The 17,225-nt window shown below is 74.2% G+C and carries 14 protein-coding genes (1 of these 14 running past the window's edge); 11 read left to right on the forward strand and 3 right to left on the reverse strand.

What is annotated here, in order from left to right:
* The 7 genes from DER29_RS32060 to DER29_RS32090 form a co-directional block, all read left to right on the forward strand.
* Positions 1 to 4,326: the 3' portion of a non-ribosomal peptide synthetase gene (locus tag DER29_RS32060; RefSeq protein WP_121401349.1), read on the forward strand. It extends 19,014 nt beyond the left edge of the window; 4,326 of the gene's 23,340 nt are visible here — the last part of the coding sequence; its start codon lies off the left edge, out of view; the stop codon is at positions 4,324 to 4,326.
* The gene (locus DER29_RS32065; RefSeq protein WP_121401350.1) at positions 4,326 to 5,309 is read left to right on the forward strand and encodes an ornithine carbamoyltransferase; all 984 of its coding nucleotides are present in this window, start codon (positions 4,326 to 4,328) and stop codon (positions 5,307 to 5,309) included. The genes DER29_RS32060 and DER29_RS32065 overlap by 1 nt, the downstream gene beginning before the upstream one ends.
* Positions 5,306 to 6,604 carry an MFS transporter gene (locus tag DER29_RS32070; RefSeq protein WP_121401485.1) on the forward strand — a complete coding sequence of 433 codons (1,299 nt, stop codon included), beginning with the start codon at positions 5,306 to 5,308 and terminating at the stop codon, positions 6,602 to 6,604. The genes DER29_RS32065 and DER29_RS32070 overlap by 4 nt, the downstream gene beginning before the upstream one ends.
* A gap of 56 nt (positions 6,605 to 6,660) precedes the next feature.
* Positions 6,661 to 7,596 (forward strand): TauD/TfdA family dioxygenase, encoded by a 936-nt coding sequence (locus tag DER29_RS32075; RefSeq protein WP_121401351.1) that lies wholly within the window; start codon positions 6,661 to 6,663, stop codon positions 7,594 to 7,596.
* A gap of 26 nt (positions 7,597 to 7,622) precedes the next feature.
* Positions 7,623 to 8,429: a thioesterase II family protein gene (locus DER29_RS32080; RefSeq protein ID WP_121401352.1), complete on the forward strand. Its 807-nt coding sequence runs from the start codon at positions 7,623 to 7,625 to the stop codon at positions 8,427 to 8,429.
* Positions 8,430 to 8,465: 36 nt separating this feature from the next.
* Positions 8,466 to 9,644 carry a class I SAM-dependent methyltransferase gene (locus DER29_RS32085; RefSeq protein WP_158619129.1) on the forward strand — a complete coding sequence of 393 codons (1,179 nt, stop codon included), beginning with the start codon at positions 8,466 to 8,468 and terminating at the stop codon, positions 9,642 to 9,644.
* Between the two features lie 237 nt (positions 9,645 to 9,881).
* Positions 9,882 to 10,685 (forward strand): SGNH/GDSL hydrolase family protein, encoded by an 804-nt coding sequence (locus tag DER29_RS32090; protein ID WP_121401354.1) that lies wholly within the window; start codon positions 9,882 to 9,884, stop codon positions 10,683 to 10,685.
* Between the two features lie 187 nt (positions 10,686 to 10,872).
* On the opposite strand, the gene DER29_RS32095 is transcribed toward DER29_RS32090, so the two are convergent.
* Positions 10,873 to 12,486: an RICIN domain-containing protein gene (locus DER29_RS32095; protein ID WP_121401355.1), complete on the reverse strand. Its 1,614-nt coding sequence runs from the start codon at positions 12,484 to 12,486 to the stop codon at positions 10,873 to 10,875.
* A gap of 219 nt (positions 12,487 to 12,705) precedes the next feature.
* On the opposite strand from DER29_RS32095, the gene DER29_RS34375 reads away from it, so the two are divergent.
* Positions 12,706 to 12,873 carry a hypothetical protein gene (locus DER29_RS34375; RefSeq protein WP_158619130.1) on the forward strand — a complete coding sequence of 56 codons (168 nt, stop codon included), beginning with the start codon at positions 12,706 to 12,708 and terminating at the stop codon, positions 12,871 to 12,873.
* Complete coding sequence (locus DER29_RS32105) at positions 12,870 to 14,045, forward strand: PLP-dependent aspartate aminotransferase family protein (RefSeq protein WP_121401357.1); 1,176 nt, start codon at positions 12,870 to 12,872, stop codon at positions 14,043 to 14,045. The genes DER29_RS34375 and DER29_RS32105 overlap by 4 nt, the downstream gene beginning before the upstream one ends.
* A gap of 21 nt (positions 14,046 to 14,066) precedes the next feature.
* Here DER29_RS32105 and DER29_RS32110 read toward each other — a convergent pair whose 3' ends face one another.
* Positions 14,067 to 14,996 carry a diacylglycerol kinase family protein gene (locus DER29_RS32110; protein WP_121401358.1) on the reverse strand — a complete coding sequence of 310 codons (930 nt, stop codon included), beginning with the start codon at positions 14,994 to 14,996 and terminating at the stop codon, positions 14,067 to 14,069.
* A gap of 120 nt (positions 14,997 to 15,116) precedes the next feature.
* Here DER29_RS32110 and DER29_RS32115 point away from each other — a divergent pair, with 120 nt between their 5' ends.
* Together DER29_RS32115 and DER29_RS32120 are read left to right on the forward strand one after the other, a co-directional pair.
* The gene (locus DER29_RS32115; RefSeq protein WP_121401486.1) at positions 15,117 to 15,437 is read left to right on the forward strand and encodes a hypothetical protein; all 321 of its coding nucleotides are present in this window, start codon (positions 15,117 to 15,119) and stop codon (positions 15,435 to 15,437) included.
* Positions 15,434 to 15,724, forward strand: coding sequence for a hypothetical protein (locus tag DER29_RS32120; RefSeq protein WP_199729638.1), 291 nt, complete (start codon positions 15,434 to 15,436; stop codon positions 15,722 to 15,724). Before DER29_RS32115 ends, DER29_RS32120 begins: the two co-directional genes overlap by 4 nt.
* Before the next feature lie 75 nt (positions 15,725 to 15,799).
* Here DER29_RS32120 and DER29_RS32125 read toward each other — a convergent pair whose 3' ends face one another.
* Positions 15,800 to 17,221, reverse strand: coding sequence for a GH1 family beta-glucosidase (locus DER29_RS32125; protein ID WP_370040887.1), 1,422 nt, complete (start codon positions 17,219 to 17,221; stop codon positions 15,800 to 15,802).
* Positions 17,222 to 17,225: the final 4 nt, after the last annotated feature.

The following is a 17,225-nucleotide window of genomic DNA, read 5'->3' on the forward strand; positions in this document are numbered from 1 at the left end:
GGGCACTCCATCACGGCGCTGGTGCTGGCCGGCACGATGCGCGCCGCCGGGCTGGACGTGACGGTCGCGGACATCTTCCGGCACCCGACCGTACGGGCGCTCTGCGAGGTGCTGGCGAGCCGGGACGCGCCGGAGCCGACCGAACGCCCCGTCGAGCCCTTCGAGCTGGTCGCCCCCGCAGACCTGCCGCTGCTGCCGGCCGGGCTGGACGACGCGTACCCGCTGTCGCGGGTGCAGCTGGGGATGCTGCTGGAGATGCTGGCGGACAACGGCCAGAACCACTACCACAACGTCGTCTCGTTCCTGATCCCCGACGAGGAGCCGTTCGACCTGGCGACCCTGCGGGGCGCCGTCGACGAGGTGGTGGCCCGGCACGACGTGCTGCGTACCTCGGTGGACACCGCAAACTACTCGGTGCCCATGCAGTTGGTGCACCGCACGGTGGACGTCCCGGTCCGCACCCGCGACCTGCGCGGGCTGGCCGAGGCGGACCGCACGGCCCTGGTGCGCCGGCTCGTCGGCGAGGAGTACCAGGAGCTGTTCGACGTCGAGCGGGCGCCGCTGCTGCGGTTCACCGTGTGCCTGGAGACCGACCGGAGCTGGCGGCTGGTGCTCACCATCTGCCACGTGATCATCGAGGGCTGGAGCCTGCACGCCCTGGTGATGGAGATCCTGGACCGGTACCACGCCCGGCGGGCGGCCGCGCAGCCCGACGTCGCCGCCCCGCCCGGGGTGCGCTTCGCCGACTTCGTCGCCGGCGAGCTGCGCGCCCTGGCCTCGGAGACCGACCAGCGGTACTGGCAGGACGTGGTCCAGCGGCACCCGAGGTTCCTGCTGCCCGCCGCGTGGGCGCCGCCGGCGCCGGCCACCCGGGAGCCGTACACCGAGGTGGCGTCCTACGCGGACCTGGAGCCGCGGCTGCGGGCCCTGGCCTCGGCGGCCCGGGTGTCGCTCAAGGCGGTGCTGCACGCCGCGCACCTGAAGGTGCTCAGCCAGCTCACCGACGAGCCGGCCTTCTACAGCGGGCTGGTCTGCAACACCCGGCCCGACGTGGTGGGCAGCGAGCGGGTCTACGCCATGTCGCTGAACACCCTGCCGTTCCCGCACGACCGGCAGGCGGCCAGCTGGCGGGAGCTGGTCCAGCGGGTGCACGCCCGCGAGGCCGACCTGTGGCCGCACCGCCGCTACCCGGCGCCGGCCATCCGCACGCCCGGCCGCGGCGCCCGCCTCACCGACGTCTACTTCAGCTACCTCGACTTCACGGAGGTGGACGGCGGGCGCACCGCGCCCGTGGAGAGGATCGGCGCGAGCACCTCGGAGTTCGCGCTCGCCGTCGCCGCGGGCGCCGGCCGGCTCGAACTGAGCACCGACAGCCACGCCATGGGCCGGGCCGACGCCGCGCGGCTGGCCGGCATGTACCGGCTGGTGCTGGAGGCCATGGTGGCCGACCCCGACGGCGACCCCCGGGCGGCGTACCTGCCCGCCGGGGAGCGGCACGACGTGCTGGTGGGCTGGAACTCCTCGGCCGCGCCGGGCTGCGTCGACCTCGTCCCGGACCGGGTCGCGGCGCGGGCCGCGGCGACCCCCGACGCGGAGGCCGTCGACGGTACGACCTACGCCGGGCTGGACGCGGCGGCCAACCGGATCGGCCACCACCTGCGCGGGGCGGGGATCGGTCCGGAGCGGGTCGTGGGGGTGCTGCTGGACCGGGGCGCCGACCTCGTCGCCGCCCTGCTCGGGGTGTGGCGGGCCGGCGGCGCGTACCTGCCGATCGACCCGGGTCACCCGGCCGAGCGGGTCGCCGCGATGCTCGCCGACGCCGGGGCGACGGTGGTGGTGACCTCGACCGGCCACGCCGACCGGCTCACCGGCGTCGAGCTGGTGCTGCTCGACCGCGACGCCGAGCGGATCGCCGCGCTGCCCGCCGACCCGCCGGCCGGCGGGCCCGACCCGGACCACCTCGCGTACGTCATCTTCACCTCCGGCTCGACCGGCCGGCCGAACGGGGTGCAGATCAGCCACCGCGGCCTCGCCAACTATCTCGGCTGGGCGGCCGAGGAACTCGTCGGGGACCGCACCGGCGGCGCCGCGCTCTTCTCGTCGGTCGCGTACGACATGGTGGTGACCAGCATCTGGGCGCCGCTGGTCACCGGGCAGCGGCTGTGGCTGCTGCCGCCCGACGCCGGCCTGGACGAGCTGGGCCCGCGGTTGGCCGACGCCGGCCCGTTCAGCTTCGTCAAGCTGACCCCCGGCCACCTCGACCTGCTGACCCGCCAGCTCGACGCGGACCGGGCCGCGGCCCTGACCCCGCTGCTGGTGCTGGGGGGCGAGGCGCTGACCCGGCAGGTCTGCGACCGCTGGCACGCGCTCGCGCCGGACAGCGTGCTGCTCAACGAGTACGGGCCGACCGAGGCGACCGTGGCCGTCAGCCGGTACCCGGTCACCGGGCCGCTGCCGGCCGACGTCGCGCCGATCGGCCGGCCGCTGGGCGGGATGCGGACCTACGTCCTCGACGCCGACCTGCAACCGGTGCCGGTGGGCGTGGTCGGCCACGTCCACCTCGGCGGCCCCGGTCTCGCCCGGGGCTACGCCGGCCGGCCGGCCCTGACCGCCGACCGGTTCGTGCCCGATCCGTTCGGCGCGGACGGCGGGCGGCTGTACCGGACCGGCGACCTGGGCCGCTGGCTGCCCGACGGGCAGTTGGACCTGCTCGGCCGGGTCGACGACCAGGTGAAGATCCGTGGCCACCGGGTGGAGCCCGGCGAGGTCAGGGCGGTGCTCCTCGCGCATCCGGGCGTGCGGGACGCGGTGGTGACCGTCGAGTCGACGGGTGCCGGCGGGCCCCGCCTGGTGGCCTACCACGTCGGCGACGCGCCGGACCTGACCGCGCACTGTGCCCGGTGGCTGCCGAGCCAACTGGTGCCGAGCGTCTTCGTTCCGGTGCCGGCCATCCCGCTCAACGCCAACGGCAAGGTCGACCGTCGGGCGCTGCCTCCGGTGGACCTGGCCGGGCCGGCCGGCCACACCCCGCCCCGGCCGGGGCTGGAGCAGCTGATCGCCGACATCTGGGTCCGCGTCCTGGAGGTCGACCGGGTCGGCCGGCACGACCGCTTCTTCGCCCTGGGCGGGCACTCGCTGCTGGTCGTACCGGTGGTCACGGCGGCCCGGCAGGCCGGTGTCCCGCTGACGCTGCGGGCGGCGATGCTCGACCGGACCCTGGCCGAGCTGGCCGCCTCGCTCGCCCCGACCGGGGCGGCGGCGTCCGTCGACCCGGCGGATCCGGCGGTACGCTCCGGCGTGGCGCGGACCGCCCCGGTGCTGCCGGCCGTCGAGCCGCTGCTCGCCGCCCACCGGGTGCCCGGCGCCTCGCTGGCCCTGCTCGTGGACGGTGAGCTGGTGGAGGCCCGCGCCGCCGGGCACCGCACGGCCGGCGGCGGCGCCCCGGTGACCCCGGCGACCATCTTCCAGGTCGGCTCGGTCAGCAAATGGGTCACCGCGGTGGGCGCGCTGGTCCTCGTCGGGCGGGGGCAGCTCCAGCTCGACACGGACGTCAACGCTTACTTGAAGGGCTGGCAGCTGCCCGCCAGCCGGCCGGTGAGCCTGCGGCAACTGCTGAGCCACGTCGCCGGGCTGACCCCGACCGGCAGCACCGGGCACCCGCGTGGCGGGCCCGTGCCGACCCTGTCGGACGTGCTGCACGGCCGGGGCGTGTCCACCGGCCCGGTCCAGGCGCTCGACGCGCCCGACCCGGTCGCGGTGGAGCGCAACAGCCACTTCGTGGTGGTGCAGCAGCTCATGGAGGACGTCACCGCGACGCCCTTCGCCGACCTGATGGCCGAGCTGGTCTTCGGACCGGCGGGGATGACCGGCAGCAGCTTCGACCAGAGCTTCCCGGAGACGTCCGGCCGGCCGGTGGCCGTCGGGCACGACGAACGGGGCGAGCCGCTCCCGGGCGGCTGGCAGGTGCGTACCGACCTCGCGGCCGCCGGCCTCTGGAGCACCGCGACCGACCTGGCCCAGCTCGTCAGGGAGATCCACGTCGCGCACCGGGGCGGCCCGGCCCTGCTGAGCCGGGAGCTGGCGGTGACGCAACTGACCACCGGACCGGGCGGCGTCTTCGGGCTCGGCTGCACGGTGGACCGCATCGAGGGGCCCGCCGGGGCACGCGTCGAGTTCACCCACCGGGGCCGCATCCCCGGCTACCACGCGCTCACCGCCGGCCGGGTGCCCGACGGCTCCGGGTTGGTGCTGCTGACCAACGGCGACCAGGGCCACGAGGTCGTGTCGCGACTGGCGTCCGACATCGCACTGACGGAGGAAATGTGATGACGACCGTACCGAGCATCTCCGCAACGGTCACCGACCCACCGGCCCGGCAGGTGCGGCACCTGGTGTCGATCCGCGACCTGACCGACGACGACCTCTACTCGATCGTGGCGCGGGGGGCGAGGTTCGCCGCCGGCGAATCCGCCAGCCCGCTGGCCGACCGGGTGGTCGGCACCTACTTCGTGAAGACGTCGACCCGGACGCGGACCGCGTTCACCGTGGCCGCGCTGCGGCTCGGCGCGAAGGCCATCCAGTACGGGCCGGACGACCTCCAGGTCAACACCGGGGAGTCCAGCGAAGACACCGGCCGGGTGCTGTCGGGCATGCTCGACGTGTTGGTGGCGCGGACCGCCGCCGACCCGGGGGAGATGCGCGACTGGGCGCGGCAGGACCGGATGGCCGTGATCAACGCGATGAGCGCCGAGGAGCACCCGACGCAGGCGCTGGCCGACCTGACCACCCTGCTGCGGCGCTTCGGTCGGATCGAGCACCTGCGGCTGCTCTACCTGGGCGAGGCGAACAACACCGCGACCGCGCTGGCCCTGGCGCTGACCCGCTTCCCCGGCGTCGAGCTGGAACTGCGCACCCCGGCGGGGTACGGGCTGCCGGCGGAGATCGCGGCGGTCGCGCGGGCGCAGGCGGAGCGCTGCGGCGCCCACCTCGTCGAACGGCACCACATGGACGACCTGCCGGGTGACCTGGACGCCATCTACACCACCCGGTGGCAGACCACCGGCACCAGCAAGCCCGACCCGGACTGGCGGGTGCGCTTCGCCCCGTTCCGGGTGGACCGGGAGCTGTGGCGGCGCAGCCCGCACGCGGTCTTCATGCACGACCTGCCGGCGCACCGGGGGGAGGAGGTGACCGCCGAGGTCCTGGACGGCCCGGCCAGCATCGCCTTCCAGCAGGCGGAGAACAAGCTCTACAGCGCGATGGCCGTGCTCGACTGGTGCCGGCCCGCCCCCGCCGGGTCCGCGTCGTGAGCGCGGTCGGGCACCCGGCGGCCACGTCCCGGCAGCCGGGGCGCCTGACCGGCAACCGCGACTTCCTGCTGCTCTGGGTCGGCTCCGGGGTCTCCGCGCTGGGTTCCCGGGCCACCTCGATCAGCTATACCCTGCTGGTCTTCTGGTCCACCGGATCGGCCACGGCGGCCAGCCTGGTGACCTTCGCCGCGCTGCTGCCCAACCTGGTGACCCAGTTACCGGCGGGGGCGCTGGTGGACCGCTGGGACCGTCGGCGGACCATGGTGTTCTGCAACGTCGGGCGGATCGTCGCGATCGGCAGCGTCGCGGTCGCGGTGGCCCGGGACTCGGTGTGGCTGCCGCACCTGATGGCGGTCGCGTTCGTGGAGGCCAGCCTGGGCATCTGCTACGCCCTGGCCGAACGCGCCGCGGTGTTCAACGTGGTCCCGGCCGACAGGTACGGCGCGGCGACGGCGGCAAACGAGTCGCGGGCCAACGCGGCCAGCATCCTCGGCCAGCCGGCCGGCAGCATGCTGTACACGTTGACGCGCTGGGCGCCCTTCGGCTTCGCCGTGCTGATGCACGTGATCTCGCTGGTCACCCTGCTGTTCGTGCGGCGGGACCTGCAGGCGCCGAAGGCGCGCGCGGACGAGCCCGGTGGCCTGCTGGCCCGGATGCGGGAGGGCTTCGTCTTCGTCTGGGGCCAGCTGTACCTGCGCCGTGCCCTCGGCCTCTTCGCGGCGAGCAACATCCTGTTCCAGGTGCTGGGCCTGGGCCTCCTGGTGATCGTCAAGAACCAGGGCGGCTCGCCATCCACGGTCGGGATGTTGCTCATGGTGAACAGCGTGTTCGGCATGGCCGGCGCGATGACCAGCAATTTCTACCTGAGGCGGTGGGGGATCCGCCGGATCATCATGGGGGTCAACATCGCCTGGGCGGTGCTGATGCCGCTGCTCGCGCTGGCGCCGAGACTCGTCGTCCTCGGCGCGATCTTCGCGTTGATCCATTACGGCGCCGGCATCAGCAACGTGGCCGGGATGTTGTACGTGCTCCAGAGCGCACCCGACCACCTGCGCGGGCGGGCCGGCTCGATCGTCATGCTGCTCAGCTCGGGAGCCAACTCGCTGGGGGCGCTGTTCGCGGGCCTCCTGCTCGACTCGACGAGCATCACCAGGGCCATGCTGATCGTGGGCGGGGCGATGGGGGTGATCGCGGTGCTCGCGGTGCTCGGCTTCGGCGGTCGGGCCCGGGCCGAGGCGGAGCGGGCCGAGGCCGCCGAGCGGGAGCGGGACCGCGGCGATATGGACGGAATATAGCGGAGCGGCAGAGCCTGGGAGGGATCGCACGGCTTGGGACGGTGAGGAGCCCCGGAATGAACGAGCACGCGAGCTGGAAACCGTTGGAGATCACCCCGGAGAGCGCCGGCTGCGCGCCGAGCGCCGAGGGCCTGGTCGGCCACCTCCGCGAGCTGGACCTGGCGGCGGTCCTCACCGCCGAGAAGGCGCTCGTCTTCCGTGGCTTCGGCGTCCGGCCGGAGACCCTGGACCCGGTGATGGACCTGCTGCTGCCGAGGCGACTGGCGTACGTGCACGGCAACTCGCCGCGCACGAAGGTGGGCCGCAACGTCTACACGTCCACCGAGTACCCGGCCCGCTACACGATCTCGATGCACAACGAGCTGTCGTACGCCGCCCGGTGGCCGGCCCGGCTGCTCTTCTTCTGCCAGATCGCGGCCGAGACCGGCGGCGCGACCCCGGTTGTCGACGCCGCGCTGTGGCTCGACTCGCTGGACCCGCAGCTGCGCGCGGACTTCGCCGGCGGCCTGCGCTACCAGCAGAACCTGCACGACGGGATGGGGCTGGGCAAGAGCTGGCGGGAGACGTTCGAGACCGACAGCCGCGACGAGGTCGAGGAGTTCCTCGCCGGCGCCGGCGCCACCTGGGAGTGGACCGCCGACGGGCTGCGGGTGATCCAGCTCCGGCCGGCCACGCTGCGGCACCCGGTCACCGGGGCCGAGGTGTGGTTCAACCAGGCGGACCAGTGGCACCCGGCCGGCCTGGACGACGACATCGCCAGGGTGATGACCCAGGTGATGGGCCCGGACGAGCTGCCCCAGTCGGTGACCTTCGCCGACGGCTCCCCGATCCCCGACGAGTACGTCACCCAGATCCGCGACCGGGGCCTGGAGGCCGCGGTCGACGTCGACTGGCGGGTCGGCGACCTGCTGCTGATCGACAACGTGCTGACCGCGCACGGCCGGCGCCCGTACACGGGCGACCGCCGGGTGCTGGTGGCGATGTCGGACTGACCGGCGCGACCGAGGAGATGCCCCAGATGTCCCCGCTCCGCCCGGCCGGCGGTGATCCCTGGCTGCGGGTGTTCCGGGGCGGCGCGCACGCGGGGCTGCGGTTGGTGTGCCTGCCGCACGCCGGCGGCTCGGCCGGTTTCTTCCAGACCTGGGCGGGTTCGCTGCCGGACTCCGTCGACCTGCTCGCCGTCCGGTACCCGGGTCGGCAGGACCGGCTCGCCGAGCCGTGCGTCGACCGGATGGACCTGCTCGCCGACCGGGTCACCGAATCGCTCGCCCCGTACCTGGACCGTCCCCTCGCCCTGTTCGGCCACAGCATGGGCGCCTCGGTCGCCTACGAGGTGGCCGTCCGGCTGGAGGAGCGGCTCGGCGTCGTGCCGACCCTCCTGTTCGTCTCGGGGCACGGGGCACCGCACGTCACCCGGATCGACCAGCACCCCGACCACCTCGACGACGAGGAGTTCCTCGCCCGGATCGCCGCGCTCGGCGAGGTGGATCCGGTGGTCTTCCGCTCGCCGAAGCTGCGGGAGCTGGTCGTGCCGGCGCTCCGGGCCGACCTGCGGCTGATCCACGGCTACCTGCCGCGTCCGCCGCGGACGGTGTCCGCGCCGATCACGGCGTACCTCGGCACGGGGGATCCGGCCTGCGACCGGGAATCGGTCTCCGCCTGGGCGGAGCTGACCACCGGTGGCTTCCGGCTGCGGGCGTTCCCCGGCGACCACTTCTATCTCGTACCGGCACGGGCGGAGCTGCTCGCGGACCTGACCGCGCAGCTCGACGACCGGCCGGGCGCACCCCGTGCCGCGGCATCCGTGGCCGCGCACCTGACCTGACCGGCACCGCCGGAACCGCACCGTGGAGGGCACATCGTGACCGCACCGGACGTCGAGGCGACGCCGCAGCCGCTCGTGGACGTGGACCAGGAACGCCACGCGCGCTTCCGTACCTCCTTCGAGGCGGTGACGGACTTCGGGCGACGGGTGCTGGCGGCCCGGTTGGCCGCCGCCGGCGTCCTGCCCGCTTCCGGCACCAGCGCCGGACGGGAGGAGATCCTGGCCCGGCTCGCGGTGGCACCCGGCTACCAGCGGCTCGGCGACGCCCTGCTCGACCTGCTGGAACGCGCCGACCTGCTGCGTCGGCACGGCGACGGGCTCGCCGTCACCGCACGGGTCGCCGAGGCGGCCGGGTTCGCCGAGGACGACGCGGTCGACGCGTCGGCGGCGGCGCTGCGCCGGGAGCACCCGGAGGCCGCCGGATACGTGCCGCTGCTGGTCGCCTGCCAGACGCAGCTGGTCGAGGTGGTACGGGGCGACCGGCCGGCGAACGAGGTGCTCCTTCCGGGCGGTTCGGCCGACCTGGTCTCCGCGATCTACCGGGACAACGTCCAACTGGACTTCTACAACCGGCTCTGCGCGGCGCGGGTGCGGGAGCACGTCCGGCAGTTCCTCCGACGCTATCCCCGGTCCTTCGTCCAGGTCATGGAGGTGGGGGCCGGCACCGGCGGCACCACCGGGCCGGTGCTGGACGCCCTGGCGGACCGGGCGGAGCGACTGCGGTACTTCTACACCGACGTGGGTCCCGCGTTCCTGCGGCTGGGGCGGCAGCGCTTCGGCGTCGGCCGGCCCCACGTCGACTTCGCCCGCTACAACGTGGAGGGCGCACCCGAGGACCAGGGCTTCGAACCCGGTTCGATGGAGGTCGTCCTGGCCAGCAATGTCCTGCACGCCACCATGCGGATCTCCACCGCGCTGCGGCACTGCCACGCGCTGCTCAAGCCGGGCGGCATCCTGGTGATCAACGAGATGACCAGCCGCCTCGACTACAACACGCTGACCTTCGGCCTGGCCGAGGGATGGTGGCGGCACGCGGAGGACGAGCCGCGGGTGCCGGCGTCCCCGCTGCTGGACGTGGCGGGCTGGCGGGCGGCGCTGGGCCGGGCCGGCTTCGTCGACGTGCGGGCGCACGCCGTGCCCGGGCTCGACGCCGCCGAGCAGGTGCAGACGATGTTCGTGGCGACGGCCACGGGGGCGTCCGGGTCGTCCCGCTGACGTTCCGCCCCTGCGCGTACGCCCCGGACCGGGGCCGCGTCCGCCGGGCCGCGCCTCGCGGTCGCCGTGCGGTCGGGGCCCCGGTACGGGTGCGCGCGACCCCTGCCGGCGCACGTACCGGTACGGGAACCCGGTAGGTCCTTGCCGGCACCCCTAAAAGTTCCGGCAAGATCTTTCGTTCGCGAATATTCGGTGATATCAATCTCGCACTCGATTCCTCTACCCCCGGAGTGCGACGTGCGGAGAACCCGTCTCGTTTCCCTCGCCCTGAGCCTGGCCACGGCTCTCGGCGTCAGCCTCACCCTGGCCGCGCCCGCCCAGGCCGCGCCCGCCGACCGCTACGTGGCGCTCGGCGACTCGTACGCCTCGGGCGTGGGCGCCGGCAGCTACACCAGCGAGAGCGGTTCCTGCCAGCGCAGCACCAACGCCTACCCGGCCCTGTACGCCGCCAACATCAAGCCCGCGTCGTACCGCTCGGTCGCCTGCTCCGGCGCCACCACCACCAGCCTGATCAACACGCAGCTGTCGGCGCTCAGCTCCACCACCACCCTGGTCAGCGTCACGGTCGGCGGCAACGACGTCGGCTTCGCCAACATCATGTCCACCTGCGTGCTCCAGGGCACCACGCAGTGCGTGGCCGCCGTGCAGGCCGCCGAGGACAAGGCCCGCGCCCAGCTGCCCGGCCTGCTGCGCAACGTCTACAACGGCATCAAGACCCGGGCGCCCTCGGCCCGGGTGGTGGTCGTCGGGTACCCGGTCTTCTACCAGCTCGGCACCGTCTGCGTCGGCCTGAGCGCCACCTCGCGGGCGAAGATCAACGAGGGCATCAACCTGGTGGACGACATCACCCGCACCGCCGCCGTCGCCGCCGGCTTCAAGTTCGCCGACGTGCGGTCGCAGTTCGTCGGGCACCAGCTGTGCAGCTACGGCGAGAAGTGGCTGCACGCCCTCAACTACACCAACCTCGGCGTCTCCTACCACCCGACCGCGGCCGGCCAGTCCGGCGGTTACTACCCGGTCTTCCGCTCCGTCGCGGGCTGACCGGCGCGCTCCGGCGTCCGGGCGGTCCCGGTCCCGCCCCCCTCGGGGCCGGGAGCGTCCAGGGCGGGAGGACGGGGCACGGTCGCCCGCGCGGCGACCGTGCCCCGTCCGACCATCCGGCGTTCCGGTCGACGGAACGCCGGACGGCCGGAACGACCCCGGGGCGAGGGTGCCGGGGCCGCCCCGGTCAGCACCGGACGATCGTGGAGTTGCTCAGCCCGACGTTGCTGATGGTCAGGCCGTCCGCGCAGGGGTTCTCCACGATCCGGCTGTTCACCAGGGTGAAGTTGCGCAGCGTGATGTCCCGGTTGCCGGGGAACTCGGTGCGCTCGGCCAGCCGCACCTCGCCGCCGCCGCTGATCGTGCCGCCCCCGGCCGCGATGTCCACCCCCTGGCAGTTCTCGATCAGGATCGCGTTGTTTCCGGTGTTGGCGATGTCCACCCGGTCGATGGTGGCCCCGCCGGACTCGGAGACGCAGAAGATCCCCCGGCCGCCGCCGCGTGCCCGGACGGTGCCCACCCGGACGTTGGTCGGGTAGCCGGAGCCCACCCGCCCGTTGCGGTTGGCCATCCGGAAGGCGGCGTACCCGGTGCCGGCGCCGGCGTTCTCGGCGTCGACGGTGGTGACCGTGGCGTTGATCGTCTGGTTGAGCAGCAGGCCCGACTCGCCCACGTCGCGCGCCGTGACGGTGCCGATGGTCAGCCCGTCCACGCCGTACGTCTCGACCGCGTGGGAACTGGCGCCGGAGACGTACGCGCTGTCGATGCGGACGTTGCGGCTCCACTGGCTGGTGTCCCCGCGGTTGTCGATCCGGATCCCGAGCCCGCTGCCGAGCCGCATGTCGATCCGGCCGAGGACGACGTCCGTGACGTTGCGCAGGAAGATCCCGTAGAGCGGGGTGCCGGTGACGGTGAGGTGCCCGACCTCGACGTGGCTGGTGCCGCGGGAGTAGATGGGCGCCTGGTCACCGCTGCCCGAACCGGTGACGTTGATGGTGCCGCACACGTCGATCGCCGTGTAGCTGGGCAGGGAGATCCGTGAGCCGGCGCTCATCGAGCCGGAGCCGCGGACGACAACGCGCTGCTTGCTGGTCCGCCCGGCGCTGAGGCTGTTCACCGCGGCCTGGACGGCGGCCCGCATGTCGCTGCCGGTGTAGACCGTGGTGCCGCCGTTGCGGGCGGTCCAGGTGCCGCCGCTGAGCACCGCCTCGGCCTGGAACGCGCCGCTGCCGCAGCCGGCACCGCCGGAGCCGAGGCTGATCAGTTGCCACTGCTGGTTGGCGCCGTCGAGATCCTGGTACTGCGAGATCGTCGCACCGTCCGCGGTGGACCACTGCCACACGTCGAGCGCCTTGTTCGAGTGCCGGTTGACGAGGCGGACGTATCCGCCGGCGCTGTCGGCGAGCCGGAAGTGCTGCCGGGTGTTGCCGCTGGCGGCGGTGTTCTGGACGAGCGGCACCCCGTCCTCGGCGCTCGGCAGTTCCAGCACCTTGCCGCTGTGCGCCGAACGGATCTGGTGGTAGCCGCCGCCCACGTCGACGAACCGCCACTGCTGCACGGCCAGGTCGTTGCGGGTGAACTGGTTGACCGGCGCGCCGTCGGCGGTGGACCAGCCCCACAGGTCCATGGCCTTGCCGCTGTGCCGGTTGACGAGGACGTAGTTGGCGCCGGGGTCGACCGTGGCCGCCGCGGCGGGTCGCGGACCGACGGCCACGGCGGCGCCGACGAGCGTCAGCACGGCCGTGGCCACCAGGCCGAGGCGTCGACGGGCGGGCTTCCTGTTCGGGTCGGGGGACGTCATGCGGCTCCTTCGGCTGGCGCGGGGTGGCGGGAGGGGTGCGCGACCGCCCCGTCGAGGTCGCTAGTAATCCACTCCCGTCGATGCAAAGGCAATGGTAAGCGCTTTCCCTCGTCGGCGCGAAGGTCGCCGGCGCGATGTTCCTCGTGGCCCGGCCGGCTCACGGGCGACGAGCCTGCCCGGCGCAGGAGCAGGTTCCGCCCCGGCGCTGGTCACGGCGCCGTGTACGCTCCCGACGGTCGGGTCCTCGCCGACGCCGGCACCGGCCCCGGGCCCGCCGTCGCCGACCTGGACGACGCGGTCCTGCGCCGGCACCGCGACGCGCTGCGGATGCGCACCGACCGGGCCGCCGTCCCGGCGGGCAGCCCACCACGTGAGGAGAACCTGTGACCGGCACCGGCACGATCGCTGTCCACGGCGACGACGGGTTGAGCCCGGGCGGGGCGGTGTCGCCGCCGATCGTGCAGAGCGCCACCTTCAGCGCCGAGTCCGACGAGCAGTTCGCCGCCGTCGCCACCGAGACCCGGGGCCACGCCTTCTACACGCGCTACGGCAACCCGAACCACGCGCAGGTCGCCGCCGTGGTCGCCCAGCTGGAGGGCGCCGAGGCGGGCATGGTCACCGCCTCGGGGATGGGCGCGATCAGCACGATCGCCCTGGCCCTGCTCTCCGCCGGGGACCACGTCATCGTGCAGCGCAGCACGTACGGCGGCACGACGTCCCTGGTCACCGGCCTGCTGGCCCGCTTCGGGGTGGCCTTCACCCAGGTGGACCAGACGGACACCGACGCCTTCGTCCGGGCGCTGCGCCCGCAGACCCGGCTGGTCCTGGTGGAGACCCCGAGCAACCCCCTGCTCGAACTGACCGACCTGGCCGCCGTCGTCGAGCTGGCGCACGCCAACGACGCGCTGGTCGCTGTCGACAACACCTTCGCCACCCCGGTCAACCAGCGGCCGGCGGAGTTCGGCGCCGACCTGGTCTGGCACAGCGGGACGAAGTACCTCGGCGGGCACTCCGACGTCTCGGCCGGGGTGATCGTCGGCTCCGCCGACCTGGTCGACCGGGTCTGGCAGACCGCCGTCGTCACCGGCAGCACGCTCGGCCCCATCGACGCCTGGCTGCTGCTGCGGGGCATCCGCACCCTGTCGCTGCGGGTGGACCGGCACAACGCCAACGCGCTGGCCCTGGCCCGGGCGGTCGAGGGTCACCCCGCCGTGCGGCGGGTCCGCTACCCGGGGCTGCCGACGCATCCCCAGCACGAGCTGGCCGGCCGGCAGATGACCGGCTTCGGCGGGGTGCTCGGCGTCGAGCTGCGCGACGGGCGGGCGGCGGCCGGGCTGCTCGACGGCCTCCGCCTGGCCAAGCGGGCGGCCAGCCTGGGCAGCGTCAGCACCCTCGTGGTGCACCCGCGCTCGATGTGGGCCGGGATCGTCGACGCCGAGCAGTTGGCCGCCACCGGCATCGGCGAAGGGCTCGTCCGGGTCTCCACCGGCATCGAGGACACCGAGGACCTCGTCGCGGACTTCCTGGCGGCCCTCGACGCGGCGGACCGGGCGGAGTAGCGTCCCGCCCGGCCGCGCGGGTCAGCGGTCCGGGCTCCCGGCCGGCGCCATCACCCGCAGCGCGTTGGCGTCCAGGCCGATCCGGATCGGCGTACGGCCGCACAGCTCGCCGTCGACCTCGACGCGCGCCGGCCGGTCGGTCTCCAGCCACAGCTCCCCGACGGCGAGGAACGGCTCGTCGCCGACGGAGCGCCGGTGCCCGGTCGCCGCGTTGCGGGCGGTGTCGCGCACCAGCCCCCACCGGTTCGCCCCGCCGACCGGGTACGCGACCAGCAGCCGGTCGTCGGCGTCGGCGTCGGCGGCGATCGGGCGCCCGGCGTGGAAGCCGCCGTTGGCCACGTACACCTGGTGGGTGAGGAACTCGTGCCGGGCGTCCCCGGCGCGGACGGTGACGCGCAGCGGGCGGTGCCGGGCCAGCAGGGCCAGGGCGGTGAGCGGGTACGCCAGCCGGCCGGTGACCCGCTTCAGGCGCGGCGGCGTGCGCAGCATGATGTCGGCGGAGAGGCCGACGCCGACGTGGTTGGTGAACCGCATGTCGCCGGCGAGGCCCAGGTCGACGTCGATCACCGTGCCGCCGGCCAGCACGTCGACGGCCCGGTCGAGCTCCAGCGGCACGCCGACGGTGCGGGCGAAGTTGTTGGTGGTGCCCAGCGGCAGCAGGCCGAGCGCCATGTCGCGGTGGGCGAGCGCCCGCGCGGCGGCGCTGAGGGTGCCGTCCCCGCCGCCGGCCACCAGCAGGTCCGGCCCGAGGTCGACGGCCGCGGCGAGGGCGCGTTCGAGCTGGCCGGGCTGCTCGACGGGGTGGTCGCCCAGCAGGTGGAAGCCGGCCGCCGTCAGCCGGGCCCGGGCCTGTTCGTGCAGTTGGCGGCCCCGGCGGGAGTGGGCGTTGACGACGAGGACGGCCCGCCGGTTACGCCGGATGGCCGCGCCCAGTTCCTGCTTCGTCCGCATGGGCCCCGACCCTATCGGCATCCGGGACGCCGGCACGAGGACGACAGGATCGCAGACATAGAAGGTCCTCGACGTAATGGTTAGGGTGTCGGGAAGGAAGGTTCCCACCCGGAGGTGTTGATGCGAACACAGGTGATCCGCGCGGTCGGCGTCCTGACGGCGGGAGGGGCCCTGGTGGCCCTCGGCGCCACCGGCGCGCAGGCCGGCCCGGTCGTGCCGCGGCACGCCGTGGTCGTCTGCCAGAGCGCCAGCTTCTACGCCAACTACGACTCGGCGAGCGGCCCGCACGGGTTCAAGCGCACGCTGGAGTACGGCAACAAGATCGGCCACACGCCCGGCGCGCATCCCGTCTACAACGGCTGGGCCGCCACCTTCGACTTCGGGCCCAACGACTGGGGCTACGTGCGCAGCGAGTGCATCGGGGGGTACGACTCGTGGTGAGCGGGGGATTGCCGCGCCGCCTCGGCGCGTTGCTGGCGACCGTCTGCGCCGTGCTGGCGCTCAGTGCGACGCCCGGGCACGCCGCGAACGGGACGATCGGGCAGCGCGAGGAGGTGTGCTCCCAGGACCTCTTCGTCCGCACCGCCCCGGTCGGCGCGTGGATGGGCACCCTCTACCGCGGCCAGACGTTCCTCGTCGAGGGGCCGCGCAGCGGCGGCTACGTCTACGGCTTCGCCTACGGGCACGTCAACCGGCGCGGGTGGGTGCAGGACGGCTGGTTCTGCTGACCTCGCCCGGCGCGTGACGCGCGGAGCCCCGGGTGGCGCCCGGGGCTCCGTGGGGCCCGGCGAATCGTCCCCGGCTCACCGGGACGGCGTCAGCCGCCCGGTACGCCGCCGGTGGGCGCGGATCAGGTCGGCGTAGCGCAGGCCGCTCGCCTTGACCGTCCGGCGCTGGGTGGGGTAGTCGACGTGCACCAGCCCGAAGCGCTTGTCGTACCCGTACGACCACTCGAAGTTGTCGAGCAGTGACCACACGAAGTAGCCCGCCAGCGGCACGCCCCGGTCGACCGCCGCCGCGCACGCCGCGAGGTGCCGCTCCAGGTGGTCGGTCCGCTCCCGGTCCTCGACGGTGCCGTCGGCGCCGACCTCGTCCCGCCACGCCGACCCGCTCTCGGTGACGATCACCCGCGCCGGGGCGTACTCCTCGGTCACCGCGACCAGCAGCTGTTCCAGCCCGGCAGGGTACGCCTCCCAGCCCATCGCCGTGCAGACCGCGCCCGGCACCGGCAGCTGGCGGGCGTACGGCGGCGGCCCCGCCGGGTCGTCGGCCACCACCTGACGGAAGTAGTAGTTCAGGCCGAGGTAGTCGGTGGGCGTGGCGACGACGGCCAGGTCGTCGCCGCGGACCGGCGGCTCGACGCCGTACGTGGCGACCATGTCGGTCGGGTAGCCGCGTCCGTGCAGCGGGTCGAGCCACCACCGGTTGACGTGGCCGTCCATCCGCCGGGCGGCGGCCACGTCCTCGGGCCGGTCGCTCGCCGGCTCGCAGGGGCTGGGGTTGAGCACGATCCCGACGGAGGCGGGCCGGGCGGCGGCGGCCCGGATCGCCCGGGTGGCCAGCCCGTGCCCGAGCAGGACGTGGTGCGAGGCGCGCACCGCCCGGGCCAGGTCCCGCTCGCCGGGTGCCATCCGGCCCTCCAGGTGCCCGATCCAGGACACGCAGAGCGGCTCGTTGACGGTGGTCCAGTCGACGACCCGGTCGCCGAGGCGGGCGGCCACGACGGCGGCGTAGTCGGCGAACGCCTCGGCGGTGCCGCGCTCCGGCCAGCCGCCCCGGTCCTGCAAGGCCTGCGGCAGGTCCCAGTGGTAGAGCGTCACGAACGGCCGGATCCCCGCCGCCAGCAGGGCGTCGACCAGCCGGTCGTAGAAGTCCAGGCCCTTCGGGTTGACCCAGCCGACGCCGTCGGGCCGCACCCGGGGCCAGGCCACCGAGAACCGGTACGCGTCCACCCCGAGCTGCCGCATGAGCGCCACGTCCTGCGGCCACCGCTGGTAGTGGTCGCAGGCCACCGCGCCGGTGTCGCCGTTGTCGACGGCGCCCGGCACGTCGCAGAAGGTGTCCCAGATGGACGGCGCGCGGCCGTCGGCGCGGACGGCCCCCTCGATCTGGTACGCGGCGGTGGCGACCCCCCAGAGGAAGTCGGGCGGCAGCGTGGACAGGTCCGGCACGGGTGGGCTCTCCTTCGGATGTGCGGCCGACATGGCCTCGTGTGCGGCCGTCATGGCC

The organism is Micromonospora sp. M71_S20, assembly GCF_003664255.1.
GTDB lineage: Bacteria > Actinomycetota > Actinomycetes > Mycobacteriales > Micromonosporaceae > Micromonospora.

Bases quoted from the DNA above. Each gene is read 5' to 3' on its own strand.
- DER29_RS32080 (WP_121401352.1), top strand. From the start codon at position 7,623: ATGTCCCCGCTCCGCCCGGCCGGCGGTGATCCCTGGCTGCGGGTGTTC.
- DER29_RS32110 (WP_121401358.1), bottom strand. From the start codon at position 14,996: ATGCGGACGAAGCAGGAACTGGGCGCGGCCATCCGGCGTAACCGGCGG.
- DER29_RS32115 (WP_121401486.1), top strand. From the start codon at position 15,117: ATGCGAACACAGGTGATCCGCGCGGTCGGCGTCCTGACGGCGGGAGGG.
- DER29_RS32065 (WP_121401350.1), top strand. From the start codon at position 4,326: ATGACGACCGTACCGAGCATCTCCGCAACGGTCACCGACCCACCGGCC.
- DER29_RS32075 (WP_121401351.1), top strand. From the start codon at position 6,661: ATGAACGAGCACGCGAGCTGGAAACCGTTGGAGATCACCCCGGAGAGC.
- DER29_RS32095 (WP_121401355.1), bottom strand. From the start codon at position 12,486: ATGACGTCCCCCGACCCGAACAGGAAGCCCGCCCGTCGACGCCTCGGC.
- DER29_RS32125 (WP_370040887.1), bottom strand. From the start codon at position 17,221: ATGACGGCCGCACACGAGGCCATGTCGGCCGCACATCCGAAGGAGAGC.